At 73.9% G+C, this 15,193-nt stretch carries 16 protein-coding genes; 8 read left to right on the top strand and 8 right to left on the bottom strand.

All coding sequences use genetic code 11. From position 1 onward, the window contains the following. Positions 1-43: 43 nt before the first annotated feature. From ACFVHB_RS38720 to ACFVHB_RS38690, 7 genes are all read right to left on the bottom strand, one after another. Positions 44-349 (bottom strand): TcmI family type II polyketide cyclase, encoded by a 306-nt coding sequence (locus ACFVHB_RS38720; RefSeq protein ID WP_380332348.1) that lies wholly within the window; start codon positions 347-349, stop codon positions 44-46. 35 nt (positions 350-384) lie between these two features. After that, a complete protein-coding gene (locus ACFVHB_RS38715) occupies positions 385-840 on the bottom strand; it encodes an SRPBCC family protein (RefSeq protein WP_380332342.1) in 456 nt (151 codons plus the stop codon). Position 841: 1 nt separating this feature from the next. Next, complete coding sequence (locus ACFVHB_RS38710; RefSeq protein WP_380332339.1) at positions 842-1,102, bottom strand: acyl carrier protein; 261 nt, start codon at positions 1,100-1,102, stop codon at positions 842-844. 87 nt (positions 1,103-1,189) lie between these two features. Continuing rightward, positions 1,190-2,431: a beta-ketoacyl synthase N-terminal-like domain-containing protein gene (locus ACFVHB_RS38705; RefSeq protein WP_380332336.1), complete on the bottom strand. Its 1,242-nt coding sequence runs from the start codon at positions 2,429-2,431 to the stop codon at positions 1,190-1,192. Between the two features lie 5 nt (positions 2,432-2,436). Beyond that, positions 2,437-3,693: a beta-ketoacyl-[acyl-carrier-protein] synthase family protein gene (locus ACFVHB_RS38700; protein WP_380332333.1), complete on the bottom strand. Its 1,257-nt coding sequence runs from the start codon at positions 3,691-3,693 to the stop codon at positions 2,437-2,439. Continuing rightward, positions 3,690-4,124 carry a cupin domain-containing protein gene (locus ACFVHB_RS38695; RefSeq protein ID WP_360191530.1) on the bottom strand — a complete coding sequence of 145 codons (435 nt, stop codon included), beginning with the start codon at positions 4,122-4,124 and terminating at the stop codon, positions 3,690-3,692. Before ACFVHB_RS38695 ends, ACFVHB_RS38700 begins: the two co-directional genes overlap by 4 nt. Positions 4,125-4,216: 92 nt before the next feature. Then, entirely contained in the window at positions 4,217-5,380 is a 1,164-nt protein-coding gene (locus ACFVHB_RS38690) for a SchA/CurD-like domain-containing protein (protein WP_380332330.1), read from the bottom strand. A 303-nt stretch (positions 5,381-5,683) separates the two neighbouring features. Here ACFVHB_RS38690 and ACFVHB_RS38685 point away from each other — a divergent pair, with 303 nt between their 5' ends. Continuing rightward, on the top strand, positions 5,684-7,309 hold the full coding sequence (locus ACFVHB_RS38685) for an FAD-dependent oxidoreductase (protein ID WP_380332327.1): 1,626 nt from the start codon (positions 5,684-5,686) through the stop codon (positions 7,307-7,309). 107 nt (positions 7,310-7,416) lie between these two features. Here the strand turns inward: ACFVHB_RS38685 and ACFVHB_RS38680 are convergent, their stop codons facing one another. Beyond that, the gene (locus ACFVHB_RS38680) at positions 7,417-9,072 is read right to left on the bottom strand and encodes an APC family permease (RefSeq protein ID WP_380332324.1); all 1,656 of its coding nucleotides are present in this window, start codon (positions 9,070-9,072) and stop codon (positions 7,417-7,419) included. A gap of 392 nt (positions 9,073-9,464) precedes the next feature. Between ACFVHB_RS38680 and ACFVHB_RS38675 the strand changes: the two genes are divergently transcribed. From ACFVHB_RS38675 to ACFVHB_RS38645, 7 genes are all read left to right on the top strand, one after another. Further along, the gene (locus ACFVHB_RS38675; protein ID WP_360191542.1) at positions 9,465-9,767 is read left to right on the top strand and encodes an urease subunit gamma; all 303 of its coding nucleotides are present in this window, start codon (positions 9,465-9,467) and stop codon (positions 9,765-9,767) included. A 14-nt stretch (positions 9,768-9,781) separates the two neighbouring features. Beyond that, complete coding sequence (locus ACFVHB_RS38670; RefSeq protein WP_380332345.1) at positions 9,782-10,093, top strand: urease subunit beta; 312 nt, start codon at positions 9,782-9,784, stop codon at positions 10,091-10,093. After that, positions 10,086-11,837, top strand: a complete 1,752-nt coding sequence (locus ACFVHB_RS38665; RefSeq protein ID WP_380332321.1) for an urease subunit alpha — start codon at positions 10,086-10,088, stop codon at positions 11,835-11,837. Before ACFVHB_RS38670 ends, ACFVHB_RS38665 begins: the two co-directional genes overlap by 8 nt. Continuing rightward, entirely contained in the window at positions 11,837-12,502 is a 666-nt protein-coding gene (locus ACFVHB_RS38660) for an urease accessory protein UreF (protein ID WP_380332318.1), read from the top strand. The genes ACFVHB_RS38665 and ACFVHB_RS38660 overlap by 1 nt, the downstream gene beginning before the upstream one ends. Next, positions 12,492-13,184, top strand: coding sequence for an urease accessory protein UreG (gene ureG, locus ACFVHB_RS38655; protein WP_380332315.1), 693 nt, complete (start codon positions 12,492-12,494; stop codon positions 13,182-13,184). The genes ACFVHB_RS38660 and ureG overlap by 11 nt, the downstream gene beginning before the upstream one ends. Next, positions 13,181-13,936: an urease accessory protein UreD gene (locus tag ACFVHB_RS38650; RefSeq protein WP_380332312.1), complete on the top strand. Its 756-nt coding sequence runs from the start codon at positions 13,181-13,183 to the stop codon at positions 13,934-13,936. The genes ureG and ACFVHB_RS38650 overlap by 4 nt, the downstream gene beginning before the upstream one ends. A 296-nt stretch (positions 13,937-14,232) precedes the next feature. After that, the gene (locus ACFVHB_RS38645) at positions 14,233-15,117 is read left to right on the top strand and encodes a DMT family transporter (RefSeq protein ID WP_380332309.1); all 885 of its coding nucleotides are present in this window, start codon (positions 14,233-14,235) and stop codon (positions 15,115-15,117) included. Positions 15,118-15,193 lie beyond the last annotated feature (76 nt).

Genomic DNA, 15,193 nt, shown 5'->3' with positions numbered 1-15,193 from the left:
CCGCAGGAACGTCCTGCGGGGCACCGGCGCGTTGCGGGCGGGTTCAGTTCAGGCTGCCGCGCTCCCAGCGGTAGAACTCGCGCGCCATCGCGTCCTTGGGCTCCCGCCAGGTGGCCGGGTCGTACGCCTGGACGTACGCGGTGAGCGCGTCGCTGACCGCCCGGAACTCCGGGTGGCCGACCACCTTGGCGACGGCCGGGCCCGGCGGCCGGTCGGCCTCGATCAGGTGCAGGTAGACGTCGCCGAACTGGAAGAGGCTGCGGCCGGTGACGCCGATCAGGTGCGGCAGTTCGCCGCGGTCCGACTCGGCGAACACGTCCGCGATGCCCTGGGCCGCGTCCGGCTTCATCCGGGCGACGATCAGCGCGCGGTGGGAAGTCGGGCTCACAGCTCCGCCGCCTTCTTCTCGACCTTCTCGCGGATCAGCTGCATCTGGATCCGCGAGTTGCGGTTGATGTGGTTGACCATGCCCTCGTCGTCGACCGGGGCGGTGGGCTTCATCGCGAAGTCCTGGACCCAGCGCATCTTGGTGCCGGCCGGGACCTCCGCGTACTCCCAGCGGATGTCCATGAACTCGAACGGCCCGGGCTCGACCCGGCGGGCGCGCACCGCGAGCGAGGCCCGGTCCGTGGTGCGCTCGGAGACCCAGCTCCAGACCTGGCCGTTCTCGTCCGGGTGCATGGTGAGCCGGAAGCGCACGCTGTCGCCGTCCCGCTCCAGCACCTCGACGGAGGCGTACTCGCTGAACAGCTGCGGCCAGTTCTCCAGGTCGTTGGTGATCTCCCAGACCAGGTCGAGCGGCGCGGCGATGACGATCTCGTTGTCGGTGTGTCCGGGCATCTCAGGCACCGGCCTTCGCGGTGAACGCGGAGTTCACCAGTTCCAGGAACTCGGCCGGGGTCTTGGCCGACTCCGCGCCGTTGGTGACCTTGACGCCGTGGCGGTTCTCCAGTTCGCCGACCACGCCGAGCAGACCGAGGGAGTCCACGCCGAAGTCGTCGAAGCTGGCGCCGGGGCGCTCCAGCTCGACCGGGTCGATCACGACGCCGGCCCGGGCCTGGATGAGCGCGGCCAGTTCGGGATGGCTGAGGGTGTTGCTCACGGGGTGTTCCCTTCGCTAGTGAGCCGGATTGGGCGGTGTGCCGGGGTGGGCCCGGCAGGCCCAGGTGTGCCGGGGTGGGGTTGTCGGTCAGGCCGGGTCGTCGCGCCGGAGCACCAGCGCGGCGTTGGAGCCCATCAGCCCGCGGCTGAGCACCAGCGCGGTGCGCAGTTCGGCCGGGCGGGCGCGGCCGGTCACCAGGGCGAGGTCGTGGCAGACCTCGGTGACGTTGGGGGTGGGCGGCAGGACGCCGTCCTCCATGGCGAGCACGGCCGCCGCCGCGTCCAGCAGCGGTGCGCCGCAGTAGGCCCGTCCGGTGCCGGCCTTGGGGGCGGTCACCGGGACGCGCTCGGCGTACGGGCCGAGGGCGTCGGCCAGCGCGAGTGCCTCGGCGCGGTCGGCGGCCGGGACGCCGAGGGCGTCGGCGAAGACCACGTCGACCTCCTCCGCGGCGATCCGGGCCCGGTCGAGCGCGATCCGGATCGCGGCGGCCAGACCCTCCCGGGACTCCTCCCAGCGGGAGGCCCCGGTGAAGGTGGCGCCGTGCCCGGCGACGTGGGCGCGGACGGTGGCGCCGCGCCGGCGGGCCGCCTGCTCGTCCTCCAGCAGCAGCATCGCGCCGCCCTCGGCGGGGGCGAAGCCCTGGGCGCCGGGGGAGAACGGCAGGTAGGCGGTGTGCGGGTCGGTGGCGAGGCTGAGCTCGGGGTAGCCGAGCTGGCAGACCATCGAGTACGGCGCCAGCGGTGCCTCGGCGGCGCCGGCCACCACCGCGTCGGTGCCGCGCTCGATGGAGCGGGCCGCGTGCGCGAGGGCGTCCAGGCCGCCGGCCTCGTCGCTGGCGACCACACCGCACGGGCCCTTGTAGCCGCCGCGGATCGAGACCTGTCCGGTGCTGGCCGCGTAGAACCAGGCGATGGACTGGTAGGGGCCGACGAACTGGGGGCCGTGGCCCCAGAGTTGCTGCAGCTCCCGCTGGCCGAACTCGCCGCCGCCGGAGCCGGCCGCGGTCACCACGCCCACCGCGTACGGCTGTGCGGGGTCCGGACTGAAGCCGGCGTCCACCACCGCCAGGTCGGCGGCGGCCATCGCGTAGTGCGTGAAGCGGTCGGTCTGCACCAGGTAGCGGCTGTCGATCACGGACTGCGGGTCGAAGTCCCGTACCTGGCCCGCGACACGCAGCGGGAGGTCGGCGCAGCCCTCGCGGGATATCCGGTCGAGGACGCTCACGCCCTGCCTGGTGGCCTTCCAGAAGGCGTCGGCCCCGACACCGTTCGGCGCCACCACGCCGAGGCCGGTGACCACGGCCCGGCGGCCCTGTTGACGTGACGTCATGGATCTCACCCCGTTCTTTTGAGCACGACGGCGGACTGGAATCCGCCGAATCCGCTGCCGACCGACAGGATGTGACGGAGCGGCAGCTCACGCGCGGTGCGTGGCACGTAGTCGAGGTCGCACTCCGGGTCCGGAGTCTCGTAGTTGGCGGTCGGCGGCACCACGCCGTGGGCCAGCGCGAGGGTGCAGGCGACCACCTCGATCGCGCCGATCGCGCCGAGCGAGTGCCCGACCATCGACTTGATCGAGCTCATCGGCGTCTCGTACGCGTGCCCGCCGAGCGAGCGCTTCACGGCCGCCGTCTCGTGCCGGTCGTTCTGCTTGGTGCCCGAGCCGTGCGCGTTGACGTAGTCGACCTCGGTGCGGTCGACCCTGGCGTGGGCGAGCGCGTCGTCGATCGCCCGGGACATCTCCAGCCCCTCCTGGGTGAGGCCGGTCATGTGGTAGGCGTTGCCGAAGGTCGCGAACCCGGCCAGCTCGCCGTAGATCCGGGCGCCGCGCCGACGGGCGTGCTCCAGCTCCTCCAGCACCAGGACGGCGCCGCCCTCGCCGAGCACGAAGCCGTCCCGGTGGGCGTCGAAGGGGCGGGAGGCGTGCTCCGGGTCGTCGTTGCGTTCGCTGGTGGCCTTGATGGCGTCGAAGCAGGCGACGGTGATCGGCGAGATCGGCGAGTCGGAGGCGCCGGCGATGCAGACGTCGGCGCGCCCCTCCTCGACCGCCTGGAAGGCGTAGCCGATCGCGTCCAGCCCGGAGGTGCACCCGGTGGAGACCGTCTGCACCGGCCCGTGCGCGCCGGTGCGTTCGGCCACCGCGGAGGCCAGCGTGCTGGGCGCGAACGCCCGGTGCAGCTGCGGCTCCGCCCGCCGGTGGTCGACGTCCCAGCGGGCGCCGCCGGCGCTCACCAGGGCGTAGTCGTGCTCCAGCCGGGTGGTGCCGCCGACGGCGGTGCCGAGCGAGACACCGATCCGCCACGGGTCCTCCGTGGCCAGGTCGAGCCCCGCGTCGGCGATCGCCTCGTCCGTCGCCACCATCGCGAACTGCACGTACCGGTCGGCCCGTTGGACGTCCTCGGGGCCCAGGCCGTGCGCCGCCGGGTCGAAGTCGCACTCGGCGGCGATCCGGGAGCGGAAGCCGGTGGGATCGAAGAGCGTGATGCCCCGGGTCGCGGTCCGACCGGACGTGAGCAGCCGCCAGAAGGCCGGCACGCCCACGCCGCCGGGTGCGACCACACCGATCCCGGTGACGGCGACGCGCCGGGTCACGAAGCCACCTTGGCGTGTTCCGGCGGGCCGGAGGTGGCGGAGCCCTCGGTCTCCTCGGTGTCGACGTGGCCCAGCTCCGGGCGCGGGGCGAGCGGGCCGAGGTGGAAGACCATCCTGGCCTCGGTGTCGCCGACGTTGCGGAACCGGTGGCGCATGTTCAGCGGGATCATCAGCCCCTGGTTGGGCTTGAGCGGGCGGGTGACCCCGTCCAGGTCCACCTCCAGGTCGCCGCACACCACGAAGACGAACTCCTCGGAGTACGGGTGGTAGTGCTCGCCGATCCGCTCGCCGGGCTGCACGATGGCCAGACCCATGAACCCGCTGGTCGCACCGCAGGTGGTGGGGGTGAGCATGGCGCGCAGGTCGCCGCCGCGCCGGCGGTTCTCCGGCGCCTCGTCGACGTGCACGATGCGTGGGTACTGCGTGGACATGTTTCTTCCTCCGAGTGTGGGGTCCGGCGATAGGGGGGACGGCCGGTCAGTCGTCCTGGAGCTTCGGTCCCGGGGCTTCGGTCCTGGGGGCTTCAGTCCTGGGAGCTGCGGTCGGTGACCGGGCTCATCGAGCGGGCGGCGAGGAAGGCGCTGAGGCCGGCGACGGTGCGCAGGTCGCCCTCCGGGCCGAGGTCGAGCAGTCGGCCGAGCACGGTGGCCTCGCGCTCGCCGGCGACGCCGAGCGCCGCGGCCGGGTCGGCCTCGGCCGGCACCCGCAGGTCCACCAGGCGGACCACGATGTCCTCCCGGTGGAAGACGAAGCTCGCCGCGACCGGCCCGGTCGGGTCGGCGGTCGCCAGGTTGTCGTACTCGGCCAGCAGCGCGGCGGTGGCCTGCCCGTTGCCCGGCTTCACCGGGTAGAGCACGGCGTGCCGGTGCAGACGGCCGGAGGCCGGGGAGCCGGCGATCGCCTGGTGCTCGGCGGGCAGCGCCGCCTTGGCGAAGAAGGCGCGCGCGGACTGCGGGTCGCCGAGCTGGCGGGCCTCCTCCAGGTACGGGTTGATCGCCTCCTCGACGGCCCGGACCTCCGGCTGCATCGCCACGTGGCGCAGCGCGTCGCCGAGGCTGCCGATCACCTCGACGGCCCGCACCACCCGGTTGCCGTGCATGAACAGCGAGGTGCGGCGCAGCCGGGTGGTCTCGTCGACCTCGGCCTTGGGGGAGGTGTAGCCGGAGAGGATCCGGGCCACCTCGTGCTCGCTGCCGGGCTTGACGGTGAAGGTGAGCGCGTGCCGGACCACCCCGTCCGGGCCGGGGGCGGCCTTCGGCGGGCCGACGTGCCCGGCCTGCTCGGTGCGCGGCAGGCCGGGCGGGACCGGCATCGGCGCGCGGGTGCCGGTGGCGCCGGCCGCGGAGGTCTCCCGGAGGATGGAGTAGCGCAGCGACCGGAAGGTGTCGCTGACGCAGCCGTGCATCGGCTTGACCATCTCGCGGTGCGCCGGGCTGTCCACCCACTCCAGGAAGGTCTCCTGGTCCCGCCACTCGCTGGTGATCAGCCACTGCCGGGGGTCGTTGATCGACTGGCAGAGCTGGTCGCTGACGTGGCCGGGGACCGAGGCCACCTGGTGGCGCAGCGTCTCGTAGACGTCGAGGAAGCGCTGCTGGGCGCCGTCCTTGATCTCCAGCATCAGCATCACGCGCAGCCGGGTGTCGGTCTCGGCGTGGTCCTGCGCCTGCGGTTCGGACAGAGTCGTCATGATCCACTTTCTGCTTCTGGGCCGCGCGCGTCGGGCCGCGCGGGGCGGCCTCCGGCCGGAGGTGCCCGGCGGGAGGGCGGTGCGGTGGCGGGTCGGCCGGGGCGGTCGGCGCCAGGCCTGAGGTCGATCGTGCGCGGACCCCACGAGTGGCGCGAGATATGCGGGCCATCCGAGCGAAGAGGCGGCAGAACGCCCCCGGCGCGGGGGATGGAGAGACGGGGCCGCCGTGTCTGCCGGCCCCGGAGAGGGCGGCGCCGAGCCCCGCAGCCGGGCCGCGAACCCCCGTACAGGCTGGAGCAATTGATGAATCCGAAGGTTGACGACCGGGTGCCGGTGCTGATCGTCGGCGGCTCGCTGGTCGGGCTGTCGGCCTCCCTCTTCCTGGGCCGACTGGGTGTCAGACACCTGCTGGTCGAGAAGCACGCCGACACCTCGCATCACCCGCGTGGCCGAGGCAACAACGTCCGGACGATGGAGCTGTACCGGGTGGCCGGGATCGAGCCGGCGATCCGCGAGGCGGCCTCGGTGCTCGCCGCGAACCACGGCATCCTGCAGGCCCCCTCGCTGACCGGCGAGGAGCAGGAGTGGCTCTTCCGGGAGATCGACCCCGGCGGCCGGCTGGCCCGGTTCAGCCCGAGCTCGTGGTGCCTGTGCAGCCAGAACGACCTGGAGCCGGTGCTGCTGCGCTCCGCCCGCGAGCTCGGCGGCGACGTGCGGTTCAGCACCGAGCTGGTCTCGTTCGAGCAGGACGCCGAGGGGGTGACGGCGCTGCTGCGCAGCCGGGAGACCGGGGAGGAGCGGAGGGTCCGGGCGCAGTACCTGGTCGCGGCGGACGGGCCGCGCAGCCCGGCCCGGGAGCGGCTGGGCATCGGCCAGAGCGGCAAGGGCGAGCTGTTCCACAACGTCAGCATCACGTTCCGGGCCAAGCGGCTGGCCGAGGCGGTGGGCGACCGGCACTTCATCGCCTGCTACCTGACCAACCCGGAGGCCGACGGCGCGCTGCTGCCGGTGGACAACCACGAGGAGTGGGTGTTCCACGCACCGTGGCACCCCGAGCACGGCGAGCCGCTGGAGGCGTTCACCGACGCGCGGTGCGTCCGGCACATCCGGGCGGCCGTCGGCATGCCGGACCTCGAGGTGGAGGTCACCGGGAAGGCGCCGTGGCACGCGGCCGAGCGGGTGGCCGAGCGCTACTCCGGCGGGCGGGTGTTCCTGGCCGGCGACTCCGCGCACGAGATGTCGCCGACCGGCGCGTTCGGCTCGAACACCGGCATCCAGGACGCGCACAACCTGGCCTGGAAGCTGGCCGCGGTGCTCGGCGGCTGGGCCGGGCCGGGCCTGCTGGAGACGTACGGGCAGGAGCGCCGGCCGGTCGCGCAGGTGACGAGCGAGCGGGCCTCGGCGCGTTCGGCCGAGCACAGCCACCCCGGGTACGCGGTGGTGCCGGGCGTCGGCCGGCAGGCCGGGGTGCTGGCGGTGGCGCTCGGCTACCGCTACCCGGTGGGCGCGGTGGCCGGGGCGGACCCGGCGGGACCGGTGGTGCCGGAGCAGTTCGGGTCGAGCGGTGAGCCCGGCAGCCGGGCGCCGCACCAGTGGCTGCTGCGGGCGGGCGTGCGGCTGTCCACGCTCGACCTGTACGAGCAGGCGATGGTGCTGCTGACCGGTCCCGGGGGCGCGGCCTGGCACGAGGGTGCCCGGCGGGCGGCCGACGGGCTGGCCGTCCCGCTGGACACCTACCGGATCGGCGTGGACGCCGAGGACGACCTGGCGCCCGAGCCGGGGGCGGACTTCGCCGAGCTGCACGGCGTCCGGCCGGACGGCGCGGTGCTGGTCCGGCCGGACGGCTTCGTCGCCTGGCGGTCGGAGGGCGCGGCGGCGGACCCGGAGGCGGCGGTGCGGGAGGCGCTGCGGGCGGTCCTGAAGCTGTAGCCGCGGCCGGTCCGGGACAGGCCGGGCTCAACACGGGACGGGCCCGCCGGGTGAACCGGCGGGCCCGTCCTGCTGTGGGGCTGTCGTCTCGCGGGTGGTGGGGTGCGTCAGTGACCGCCCGCGTCGACGACCTCCACGTCCTCGATGTTCTGCTCGATCACGTCGGCCGGCAGCGCGACCCGGATCGCCCAGAAGTAGATGGCGAAGGCGAAGACCGCGACCACCACCATGTCCCACCACATCGGGATGTTGCCCTGGCCGCCGAAGGTGCCCTGCCACGAGATCACGCCGAGACCCACCAGGTAGGCCGGCAGCCACTGCGCGGCGCGCCAGTCCAGGCGCGGCGCGTTCGGCAGGCCCTTGCGGATCGCGTAGAGCGCGTAGCCGCCGAGCAGCAGGTAGCCGATCAGGATGGCGAAGCCCAGGCGGTACAGGGTCTCCCAGCCGGACCAGTAGATGATCAGGCTGGCGACCACGAAGGACACCGGCGAGACGATCGCGCCACCGGGCAGGCGGTAGGAGCGCTCGCGGTTCGGCAGGCGGCGGCGCAGCGCGCCGAAGGCGAGCGGGGCGCCGGCGTACATCAGGACGCTGGCGGAGGTGATGAAGCCGACCAGCTCGTGCCAGCTCGGGAAGGGCAGGAAGCAGATCACGCCGGTCACGAAGGACATGATCAGGCCGAAGTACGGGACGCCGTTCTTGTCGACCTTCTCGAAGGCCTGCGGCGCGTAGCCGTTCTTGCTCAGGCCGTAGGAGATGCGCGAGGTGGAGGTGGTGTAGATCAGGCCGGCGCCGCCGGGGGAGACGATGGCGTCCACGTAGAGGACGTAGGCCAGCCAGCCGAGGCCGACGGTCATCGCGAGGCCGGCGAACGGGCGGCTGATGCCCTCGAAGTCCAGGCCGGCCCAGCCGCCGGCGAGGCTCGCGGCGGGGATCGCGGCGATGAAGACGACCTGGAGCAGGACGTAGATCAGGGTGCCGATGCTGACCGAGCCGATGACGGCGCGCGGGATGTCGCGCTTGGGGTTCTTGCTCTCACCGGAGATCTGCAGGGCCTGCTCGAAGCCGAGCAGCGCGAAGATGATGCCGCTGGTGCTGATCGCGGTCAGGACGCCCTTGATGCCGAACGGGGCGAAGCCGTGGTCGGTGAAGTTGCCCGGGTGGAAGTTGGTGATGGCCAGGACGAAGATCGTGGCCAGCGGCACGGCGATCTTGAACCAGGTGGTGATGCTGTTGGTGCGGGCCAGGACCTTCACGCCGAGGAAGTTGACGGCGACGAACAGCGCCATCAGGAAGACGGCGACGATGAGGCCGCTGGTGGTCAGCGTCTCGTCGGGGCGCTGCAGGCCCTCGGCGAAGGACCAGTGCGTGGCGTAGTTGATCATGGCGAAGACCTCGATCGGCGCCACGGTCGCCGCCTGGAGCCACGAGAACCAGCCGAAGGACATCCCCGCCAGGCCGCCGAAGGCGTAGTGCGGGTAGCGGGCGGTGCCACCCGCGACGGGGAAGAGACCGCCGAGCTCGGCGTGGACGAACGCCAGCAGGGCGATCGCGATCGCGCCGATGCCCCAGGAGATGAGGGCGGCGGGGCCGGCGACCATCGCGGCGTTCTTGGCGCTGAACAGCCACCCGGAGCCGATGATCGAGCCGACCGAGGCCCACATGAGGCCGATCAGTCCGACCTCGCGGCGCAGCGAGCGGTGGTTGGCGGTACCCGAGTCGGTACCGGTGCTCGGCGGGGAGAGCTGGTTGAGGGATGCCATGCGAAATCTCTCTGTGGTGTGGGGGCCCCGGCCATCGGAGCGCGGAGAGTTGCCACACAGTAGGCGTATTCATAGGCCTCTGCACAGATTCCTTTGCTGAATGTTTACCTACTTCGCCCCTACATCCCCGCAGGTAGGGGGCATTCAGTTCATACATGTGTTACGTAACTGGCGAGTAGCTTCAGCATTTGAGCGGCATTTGAGCTTTGCTCGGCGTTCAGGCAGCCTTGGCGGTGAATAGCGTCATACACATGACGTCAAGCGCATAACGATGCCTACCCGGGTGGGTGAGACGGCCTGCCCCCCGGGTCGTTCGTCCGCTACGGTATGCGCCACACCGCGGCACAGCGTCGTGTCCGCGCGCTCTTACCTCCCCTCGAAGGTGCGCGCAGATGAAACTCACCCCCCACGAGCAGGAGCGCCTGCTCATCCACGTGGCCGCCGACGTGGCCCGCTCCCGCCGGGCCCGGGGACTGCGGCTCAACCACCCCGAAGCGGTCGCGCTGATCACCTCGCACGTCCTCGAAGGCGCCCGGGACGGCCGGACCGTCGCCGAGCTGATGGACTCCGGCCGCAAGGTGCTCACCCGGGACGACGTCATGGACGGCATCCCCGAGATGATCCCGGACGTCCAGGTCGAGGCGACCTTCCCCGACGGCACCAAGCTGGTCACCGTCCACGGGCCGATCCAGTGAGCGCCCCCGAACGGGTGATCCCCGGTCAGATCCTGTACGGCGAGGGCGACATCGGCCTGAACACCGGCCTCCCGGTCACCCCGCTCACCGTCGTCAACGGCGCCGACCGGCCGGTCCAGGTCGGCTCGCACTACCACTTCGCCGAGGCCAATCCCGGCCTGGAGTTCGACCGCGCGGCCGCCCGCGGCCGGCGGCTCAACATCCCGGCCGGCACCGCCGTCCGGTTCGAGCCGGGCATCCCGGTCGAGGTCGGCCTCGTCCCGATCACCGGCCGCCGCGAGGTGGCCGGCCTGCGCGGCGAGACGGCGGGAGCACTCGATGGCTGACCGCCCGGGCGCCGGCCGCCCCGCCCTCTGGCTCACCCGCGAGCGCTACGCCGACCTGTACGGGCCCACCACCGGCGACCGCATCCGGCTCGGCGACACCAACCTGCTGATCGAGGTCGAGGAGGACCGCTGCCGCGGCGGCGACGAGGCCGTCTTCGGCGGCGGCAAGGTGATCCGCGAGTCCATGGGCCAGGCCCGCACCGGCCGGGCCGAGGGCGCCCCGGACACCGTCGTCACCGGCGCCGTGGTGCTCGACCACTGGGGCGTCGTCAAGGCCGACATCGGCATCCGGGACGGCCGGATCACCGCCCTCGGCAAGGCCGGCAACCCCGAGACGATGGACGGCGTCCACCCCGGCCTGGTGATCGGCCCGGAGACCGAGGTGATCGCCGGCAACGGCCGGATCGTCACCGCCGGCGCCGTCGACGCCCACGTCCACTTCATCTGCCCGCAGCTGGTGGACGAGGCGCTGGCCTCCGGCGTCACCACCCTGGTCGGCGGCGGCACCGGCCCGGCCGAGGGCACCAAGGCCACCACCATCACCCCCGGCGGCTGGCACCTCGGCCGGATGTTCGCCGCCATGGACGGCCTGCCGGTCAACATCGGCCTGCTCGGCAAGGGCAACACCGTCAACGAGACCGCGATGCACGACCAGCTGCTGGCCGGCGCCCTCGGCTTCAAGATCCACGAGGACTGGGGCGCCACCCCGGCCGCGATCGACGCCTGCCTGCGGGTCTGCGAACGGACCGGCGCCCAGCTCGCCCTCCACACCGACACCCTGAACGAGGCCGGCTTCGTCGGCGACACCCTCGCCGCCATCGCCGGCCGCGGCATCCACGCCTACCACACCGAGGGCGCCGGCGGCGGCCACGCACCCGACATCATCACCGTGGTGAGCGAGGCCAACGTCCTGCCCAGCTCCACCAACCCGACCAGGCCGCACACCGTCAACACCGTCGACGAGCACCTCGACATGCTGATGGTCTGCCACCACCTCAGCCCGCACGTCCCCGAGGACCTCGCCTTCGCCGAGTCCCGGATCCGGCCCGCGACCATCGCCGCCGAGGACGTCCTGCACGACCTCGGCGCGATCTCCATCATCAGCTCCGACTCCCAGGCGATGGGCCGGATCGGCGAGGTCGTGCTGCGCACCTGGCAGACCGCCCACGTGATGAAGGCCCGCCGCGGCGCCCTGCCCGGCGACGGCCGCGCCGACAACCACCGGGCCCGCCGCTACGTCGCCAAGTACACCATCAACCCGGCCGTCGCCCAGGGCCTGGACGGCGAGATCGGCTCGGTCGAACCGGGCAAGCTCGCCGACCTGGTGCTCTGGTCGCCCGCCTTCTTCGGCGCCAAGCCCGACCTGGTGATCAAGGGCGGCCAGATCGCCTGGGCGCAGATGGGCGACGCCAACGCGTCCATCCCCACCCCCCAACCGGTGCTGCCCCGGCCGATGTTCGGCGCCACCGGGCGCTCCGCGGCGGCCAACTCGCTCAACTTCACCGCGCCGGCCGCGATCGAGCACGGCCTGCCCGAGCGGCTGGCCGAACAGCTCGGCGTGGCCAAGGAGTTCACCGCGATCCGGAACACCCGCGGGGTCACCAAGGCGCAGATGGTCAACAACAGCGCCCGCCCCGACGTCCGGGTCGACCCCGACACCTTCACCGTCACCGTCGACGGCGAGGTCATCACCCCCGAACCGGCCACCGAACTGCCGCTCGCCCAGCGGTACTTCCTCTTCTGATGTCCGTCTCCGCACTGCTGCTGCTCGCCGACGGGCGGTTCCCCGCCGGCGGGCATGCCCACTCCGGCGGCGCGGAGGCCGCCGTCCGGGCCGGCCGGGTGCACGACACCGCCAGCATGACCGCCTTCCTCACCGGACGGCTGCACACCACCGGCCTGGTCACCGCCGCCCTGGCCGCCGCGGCCGCCATGGGGCAGGACACCGCCCTGCTCGATGCCGCCGCCGACGCCCGTACCCCGTCACCCGCCCTGCGCGCCACCAGCCGGCGGCTCGGCCGGCAGCTGCTCCGGGCCGCCCGCGCCGCCTGGCCGCACCCCGGCCTCGACCGGCTCGCCGCCGCACACCCCCGCGGCGCGCACCAGCCGGTGGTGTTCGGCGCCACCGCCCTCGCCGCCGGGCTCACCCCCGCCCAGGCCGCGTCCGCCGCCGCGTACGAGAGCGTCAACGGACCGGCCACCGCCTGCGTCCGGCTGCTCGGCCTCGACCCGTACGAGGTCGCCGCCGCGCTCGCCCGGCTCGCCCCGCAGCTCGACACCGTCGCCGCCACGGCCGCCGAGGCCGCCGCCCACGGTGACCCGGACGCGCTGCCCGCCGCCTCCGCACCCCTGCTCGACGCCTACGCCGAGCAGCACAGCTCCTGGAAGGTCCGTCTCTTTGCATCGTGACCACGTCGACCCGGTCGACGCCCCGGCCCGCCACACCTACACCACGACCGCCACCGGGACCGCCCGCCGCCGCGCCCTGCGGATCGGCCTCGGCGGCCCGGTCGGCTCCGGCAAGACCGCCACCGTCGCCGCCCTCTGCCGCCAGTTGCGCGCGGAACTCTCGCTGGCCGTCGTCACCAACGACATCTACACCACCGAGGACGCCGAGTTCCTGCTGCGCAACGCCGTCCTGCCGCCCGAGCGGATCACCGCCGTCGAGACCGGCTGCTGCCCGCACACCGCCATCCGCGACGACATCTCGGCCAACCTCGAGGCCGTCGAGGACCTGGAGGACGCGGTCGGCCCGCTCGACCTCGTCCTGGTCGAATCCGGCGGCGACAACCTCACCGCCACCTTCAGCCGCGGGCTGGTCGACCACCAGATCTTCGTCATCGACGTCTCCGGCGGCGACAAGATCCCGCGCAAGGGCGGCCCCGGCGTCTCCACCTCCGACCTCCTGGTGATCAACAAGACCGACCTGGCCCCGCTGGTCGGCGCCGACCTCGGCGTGATGGCCCGCGACGCCGCCGCCCAACGCGGCGAACTCCCCACCGTGTTCTGCTCGCTGACCTCCGCCGAAGGCGTCGCACCGGTCGCCGCCTGGGTCCGCGAGCGGCTCGCCGCCTGGCGCACCCGGCCGTGACCGCCACCCTGGCGGCCCGGGCCCGGATCGTCGCCGAACCGGACGGGCGGGGCGCCACCGCCCTGCCCGTCCTCTCCGGCACCGGACCGCTCACCCCGCGCCGCACCCGGGACACCGACGGCGCCGCCCACGTCGTCCTGATCGGTTCGATGGCCGCCCCGCTCGGCGGCGACCGGCTGGCCCTGTCCGCCGAGCTCGCCGACGGCGCAGCGCTCACCGTCACCAGCGCCGCCGCCACCATCAGCCTGCCCGGGCCCGGGCCGGCCCACTACGACGTCGAGCTGACGGTCGGCGCGGGCGCCCGCCTCGACTGGCGCCCCGAACCCGTGGTCGCCGCGAGCGGCAGCCACCTCGTGCTGCACACCCGGATCACCCTCGCCGCCGGCGCCCGGCTGCGCTACCGCGAGGAGCAGGTCCTCGGCCGCCACCACGACTGGACCCGCGGCGCCGCCCCCGGCCGGCTCACCTCCCGGCTCACCGTCCGCCGGGCCGGCCGGGTGCTGCTCGACCAGCAGACCGACCTCGGCCCCGGGGCCCCCGGCTGGGACGGCCCCGCCGTCCTCGGCGGCCACCGCACCACCGGCCAGCTCCTCACCGTCGGCCACCCGCCCCCACCCGCGCCCACCACCGGCGACGCCGCCCTGCTCACCCTCCCCGACCCCGACGCCACCCTCCTCACCGCCGCCGCCCCCGACGCCCTCACCCTGCGCCGCCTGCTGGACCCACCCCGCGTGGCGCGCTCCGCGCCGTAGGGGCTGTCTTCGAACTCCCGTCGTCCGCCCGCCGGGCGGGAGTGCGAAGACAGGCCGGTGGGTCTGTCCGGCGGATCTCGCCGGGTCCGCGACGCCCGAGCACGGACCGCGGCCGGCGGGAGACCCCGGGGCGTAGACTCGCCGCCATGCGTCTCGTGATCCTTCCGCCGCCCGTCCGCTAGCGGGCGGCGTACTCCACGGATTCCTGCCCGGTGGCCGTGCGGCCACCGGGGCGATGGCTGCCGCCCGCGCACCCCGCGGACCTCATCCGGCACCACTTCGTGGAGAACCGACGCATGACCACTCATGCCGCCGTGCCGCTCCGGCACGGCCTGCTGTCCATTTCCGCCGCCGCCGTCGCCTGGGGCGTGGGCGGAGCCGTGGCCGCACTGCTGATGCGCACCAGCGGGCTCGGCCCGGTGGCCGTCTGCTCCTGGCGGTTCGGCGTCGCGGCGTTCTGCCTCGCCCTGCTCCCGGCCGGCCGGCAGCGGTCCGGCGCGCGGCCCGCTCCCGCCCGGCGGGGTGCGGCCGTGCTCACCGGGCTCGGACTGGCCGTCAGCCAGTGCGCCTACTTCGGCTCGGTGCAGTACGCCGGCCTCGGCCTGGGCACCCTGATCACCATCGGCGCGGGCCCGGTGCTGACCAGCCTGGGCGCCCACCTGCTGCTCGGCGAACGCCTCACCGGGCGGGCGTCGGCCGCCATCGCGCTCGCGCTCGGCGGCCTGGCACTGCTGGTCGTCGGCCCGGCGGCCGGCCCGCGCCCGGTCCTCGGCGCGGCGCTCGCCGTGCTGGCCGGCGCCGGGCAGAGCGGCCTCACGCTCTGGGCGCGCGGCGGCGGCTCGGCACGGGCGACGACCGGGGCGTTCACGACCGGGCTGGCCTGCCTGCTGCCGCTCGCGGTGGTGGAGGGCGGCGTCCTGCCCGGCGGGGGTGAACCGGTGCTGACGGCGGGTGCGCTGCTCTTCCTGGGGACCGTCCCGACCCTGCTCGCCTACCGCTGGTACTTCGCCGGGCTGGCGACCGTCCCGGGCGCGACGGCCTCGGTGCTCGTCCTGCTCGAACCGGCCGCGGCGGCACTGATCGCCGTGGCCTGCTTCGGCGAGCCGCTCACCCCGGCCCTGCTGGCGGGCTCCGCCCTGCTGCTGGCCGCCATCGCGGCGCTCACCCGCGAGACCGGCTGAGGCCCGCCCGGCGGATCCCGCCTGGACGGGCCTCGGCCGCGCGGCGGCGGCCCGCACCCTTGCGGGGGTGCGGGCC

The sequence above is a fragment of the Kitasatospora sp. NPDC127111 genome (assembly GCF_042677465.1).
Taxonomy (GTDB): domain Bacteria; phylum Actinomycetota; class Actinomycetes; order Streptomycetales; family Streptomycetaceae; genus Kitasatospora.
This window is presented reverse-complemented; position numbering and strand designations above follow the sequence as displayed.